Here is a 4,931-nt window from a genome sequence, read left to right as displayed (position 1 = left end):
AATAGATTATTCGGTATTAGCCCCGGTTTCCCGGAGTTATCCCAAACTATAAGGTAGGTTGCCCACGTGTTACTCACCCGTCCGCCGCTAACGTCAAAGGAGCAAGCTCCTTCTCTGTTCGCTCGACTTGCATGTATTAGGCACGCCGCCAGCGTTCGTCCTGAGCCAGGATCAAACTCTCCATAAAAGAAATTTGATTAGCTCAAATTGTTTTGCTGGCATCATGTTTGATGTCCAAAATTTTGTTTCGTTCACTAACTCAAGGTTAGCTACTAAAAACTTTATTGATTACGTTTTGCTTGTTCAGTTTTCAAGGTTCATTTATAATTATTATCTCTTTTGTTAAGAGTTAACTTTTATATAATAACATGTTTTATACATAATGTCAAACAGTTATTTTATTTTTGTATTGTTCTAGTTGCATGTTCATCAGCAACTTTTATATAATATCATCTATCTCATAGGACGTCAATAGTATTAATACATTTTTTTAAAAGTTTTATAGCTTATATCTCGGCCATGCTTTTAAAAATTGAATCGTACGGTTTCTTCCGATTTCTAAAAGTGTTTCTTTAGTCTCTTCGTCTAAATCAAATTGTGTGGCGCTATAATCATCAACGGGAATAAAAATAATATCTCTTTCATGTCGTCTTGAAATATATCTTTCATCATGAGCATCTTTCATAGTAGAAAATAAAGCTTCAAATAAATTTAATCCATTTTTAATTTCATGTGGGTGTTGCTCTTCTCTACGTCTACTCAATTTAAGTCCAATAATCGGTCGCACTTTACGTCTTTCTCTATCATCAAATACCCACAATGGAAAATTACTCAATACACCGCCATCTACAATAACTGAATCTCCTTTTCCTGTTTTTAATGTAACGGGTTCAAAGAAAAATGGTATGCCACAACTCATACGTAAAGCACACGCAACCGAAAAATTTTTAGCATCAATATGATATTTTTGTAAATCATCCGGTAACACAATCATTCTGCCATTTGTTAAATCTGAGGCCACTAACTTTAATGAATCTCTAGGTAAGTCTCCGAATGTATAAACTCCTTTTGCTGCTAATTTCTGAAAAAACCATTTTTCTAATGCTTTTCCTTTATATAAACCTAAATGGTGATAAACATTAACCCACTTCATAAATGGTAATGGTAAGATTGTTTTTCTTGGATCTAATAATGAAGGTACATCCAACTCTTCTAACATAGTCTGGATTTCTTTTCCGCTATACCCGGCAGCAATAAAAGCAGCCAATATAGCCCCGGCACTCGTTCCAGCTACCCGTTTAAAGCGAAAATTTTCAGCTTCTAGTACTTGATACGCCCCAACAAGTGCAAACCCCTTCAAACCGCCACCAGAAAAAACACCATCAATCCACAAAATTTCCTCTCCTTTTTAAAGTAATCGTTACATTATATAAAGAGTTATATACAATTAGAACGAACTCAATGAGTATTTTGTCGAATTTACAAATGACTTTGATAGTTGGCATACGGATTTAAAAATAGTAAAAGGATTAGCTCTGTTCAAGTTAGAGCTAATCCTTTTAACTTAGTTAATGTTATTGCTTAGATTACTTAATTTTAAAATGTGCAATTTGACCTTTCAAATTTTCCACCATATCATTTACTTGATTAGCTGTTCCTAGCATTTCTTCCATAAAAGCAGATTGCTCCTGCATAGTTGAAGCAATATTTTGGGTACCTGCTGATGTTTGCTCCAGTGATTGCACAGTTGTCTCAGTAGTCCCTAATACTTGTTCAGAGCTTGCTGATATTTGTTCTACTGTTGAAGCAATTGATTGAGTTCGCATACTAATGTTTGAAATTAGAGATGAGATTTTTTGGAAAGTATCTCCAGCCAATCTTATTGCGACAGTCTCTTGATCAATTTCATCTACTACTCTCGTAATAGCTTCAACCGATTCATTAGAATTGTTTTGCATTTCAGAGATTAATTTAGTTATGTCATTAGCAGATTGGGCAGATTGTTCTGCTAAATGTCTTATTTCATCTGCAACAACAGCAAACCCTTTTCCATATTCACCTGCACGAGCAGCCTCAATAGCTGCATTTAGTGCTAGTAAATTAATTTGATCTGAAATACTTGTAATTACATTTGTAATTTGTCCTACTTCTTTAGATCGTTGATGCATTTGTTCTGTCATTTGCATAGAGGCTTTTGAAAGCTCGTTAATTGAATCAATTCCTTGTACGGATTGTTGAATGACATTATTACCTTGATTGGATTCTTCAGAAGTCTTAATAGATTCATCAGAGACGTTTGTAGTAGATTCTGTAATTTCTACTATCCCCTCTGATATTTCCCTAATCGCAATTTGATTTTGAATAGCCCCAGTTGTTACCATTTCACTACTTACTGAAACTTCCTGAATTGCTGCTGATACCTGATTAGCCATTTCTGTCACTTGCTCTATACTTTGAGTCAATTCTTTAGACCCGTTTGCTACATAGTCTGCTGTTGAGGATACATGACCTATAACTTCTTTTAGCTGTACTTGCATACTATTAAAACTTGATGCCAGCTGACCAATTTCATCATTACTGGTATTTTTAATTTCCTGTGTTAAATCACCAGCTGCAATTACTTTAGTATAATCTACAAGTTCATTTAACGGTTTAGAAATTCTTTTAGCAGTGAAATATGCTAGTATACCACTTACCACAATAAATATAAGTGCTAATAATACACATACTTTTATTAATAAACTTTCTAGATCAACTATAAAATCTGCATCTTCATCTAATCCTAAGACAGAATCTGTTCCTTGAACTTGTAAAAATGTAGACTTATGAGCGCCGTATTCATCTTTATAAATATCACTTGTAACCATTTTAGTTGTACCTAACGCTGCTTTTTGTTCATCTGTAAACGCTAGTGGTGATAAATACTTATCGTCATTACCTAAAAATAAAATGACTTCTTTATTATCTACTTTACTCATAATATACACATTTTCTAATTCATGCTCTTCTTGAAATGCATTTCCTCTAGACAATAGTTCTTGATATGCACTTTTGTTTGTTTTAGCACTATTGATTAATTCTTTATCAAATAGCTCATCAAAGTCCTCCATTTTCATTGTTAAGCTCTCTTCAAACTGAGGAATAATATACCCTTCAATTAAACGATCAGCTACAATAAAAATGGCTAAGCTAAAAATGGTGCTTATAACAACAATAGGCATTAATACGTTTAATAATATTTTCTTTCTAATTGTCATACCTTTAAACATCATTAACGCTCCTAACTGCAATAGAAAAATTAGTCATTATTAAACAATTACCAATTCTTCTAAAGATATATATTGATTCAAATCTAAATTCAATAACCTTATATTTTCATTTAAATCCGGTGACTTATGGAAGATTACAGCAAATGTAGAACTTTCATTTACTTTCATTGGTCGATATTCTAAAATTTCATCAAAGTTTAGTTTAAACGCTTCATGATTAATAGATACAACTTGCTTACAATCAATAGAAGCATCTAATTCAGCACAACAAAAACTATAAATTGAATCATCCATTTGATTAACTATATTTCCCCAATCAGGCTTTTCTTGTTTGAAAAAGTATTCACATGCGTTTACACCATATGCATGAACGCCAAGTTCATTTGTACCGATACCAGCAAATCTAAGTGGATTTACTTCAATAGGAACAATCTGTTCATCATTATCGATGCGAATTTCAATATGTATTGGGGCAGACTTTAAAGCGAAGAACGATGAAATAGTTCTTAAAAACTCTTGAATTTTACTGAGGGACTCATTTATTACTTGCTTACTCGTATAGTAAATCCTATCGCTCATGTCTTTCTCATGCCTAAACATTCTTTTAAAAAGATTTAGGATAACAGGTTCCCCGTCTTCTGTAAAATATACGTCAACAGCGTATTCATCGCCTTCAATTAATTTTTCAATTATAAATGATTGGCTATTAATAACTTCGATTGGATACTCTGAACTCATAACTTCCATTTCAACCTTAAGTTGTTTAATAGTTTCTTTATATTCTTCTACCTTATCAATACGATGTACACCTATACTTGAATATCCTATAACAGGCTTAACAATAATAGGGAAAGGTAGAGCACTAGGATCTAATTCTTCTAATTCTTTTAGAGAAACTTCTGTGAAAAAGAAATCTTTATAATGTCTACTTAATGTTTTCCTGAAAGTAACTTTATTTTTCAAAATATCTGTAACAGTTGTTAAATAGTGATTAGGCGCATATTTTGATAAAATATTAAGTCCATTTTCAGAGTTAAAGAGAATTGGAGAATTCCCCTTCTCTAATTCAATTAACAAATCGTCTACCTTTTTGAAATTTATAGTAGATTCGTTTGGTATAAAAACTTCATTTAATCTGATTACCGGAATTTTATTCTTACTAATTGTGTCCGCTAATAAGCCCGAAACATAAGGTCTATCTAGTATTATCAATATTTACACTCCTATCTATATATTTTTTACATATCTATATCCTAATAGTATGTAAAAATAACTATTACCTATTTTAATATATAATACCTATAAAAGCCATAATATTACCTTTTAATACTATGGGTAATATTACATCGAAATTAATATGAAAGCATACTGAAATATATAAACACCAATGAGTATATTTAACTATATAAAGATTAACTTTTGCTAAAGTAAATAATTAAAAAAATCGAGAAGCTTAAATTAGCTTCTCGATTTTTTACTATTGGTTAAATACTATTTGTATAATTTTATAAAAAAACAGCCAGCACACAGCTGACTGTTTACATTGCCTAGCGACGTCCTACTCTCACAGGGGGAAGCCCCCAACTACCATCGGCGCTAAAGAGCTTAACTTCCGTGTTCGGTATGGGAACGGGTGTGACCTCTTTGCCATCATCACTAGAC

The 4,931-nt window shown here is 32.3% G+C and carries 3 protein-coding genes and 2 rRNA genes; all 5 read right to left on the bottom strand.

Annotation, left to right across the window (positions count from 1 at the left end):
• Nucleotides 1-187, bottom strand: a 16S ribosomal RNA gene (locus B1B04_RS25165); the annotation flags it as partial.
• A gap of 312 nt (nt 188-499) precedes the next feature.
• Nucleotides 500-1,393, bottom strand: a complete 894-nt coding sequence (locus tag B1B04_RS25160; RefSeq protein WP_079564489.1) for a patatin-like phospholipase family protein — start codon at nt 1,391-1,393, stop codon at nt 500-502.
• A gap of 193 nt (nt 1,394-1,586) precedes the next feature.
• Nucleotides 1,587-3,269 carry a methyl-accepting chemotaxis protein gene (locus B1B04_RS25155; protein WP_079564485.1) on the bottom strand — a complete coding sequence of 561 codons (1,683 nt, stop codon included), beginning with the start codon at nt 3,267-3,269 and terminating at the stop codon, nt 1,587-1,589.
• A gap of 39 nt (nt 3,270-3,308) precedes the next feature.
• Complete coding sequence (locus B1B04_RS25150; protein WP_170939085.1) at nt 3,309-4,481, bottom strand: ATP-grasp domain-containing protein; 1,173 nt, start codon at nt 4,479-4,481, stop codon at nt 3,309-3,311.
• A gap of 333 nt (nt 4,482-4,814) precedes the next feature.
• A 5S ribosomal RNA gene (gene rrf, locus B1B04_RS25145) occupies nt 4,815-4,930 on the bottom strand.
• Between the last annotated feature and the right edge of the window lies 1 nt (nt 4,931).

The organism is Lysinibacillus sp. KCTC 33748 (genome assembly GCF_002237755.1).
In the GTDB taxonomy this organism is placed as follows: domain Bacteria; phylum Bacillota; class Bacilli; order Bacillales_A; family Planococcaceae; genus Lysinibacillus.
Note: the sequence above shows the minus strand (reverse complement) of the source record. Positions and strands in the feature narration are given on the sequence as shown.

Bases quoted from the DNA above. Each gene is read 5' to 3' on its own strand.
- B1B04_RS25155 (WP_079564485.1), bottom strand. From the start codon at position 3,269: ATGTTTAAAGGTATGACAATTAGAAAGAAAATATTATTAAACGTATTA.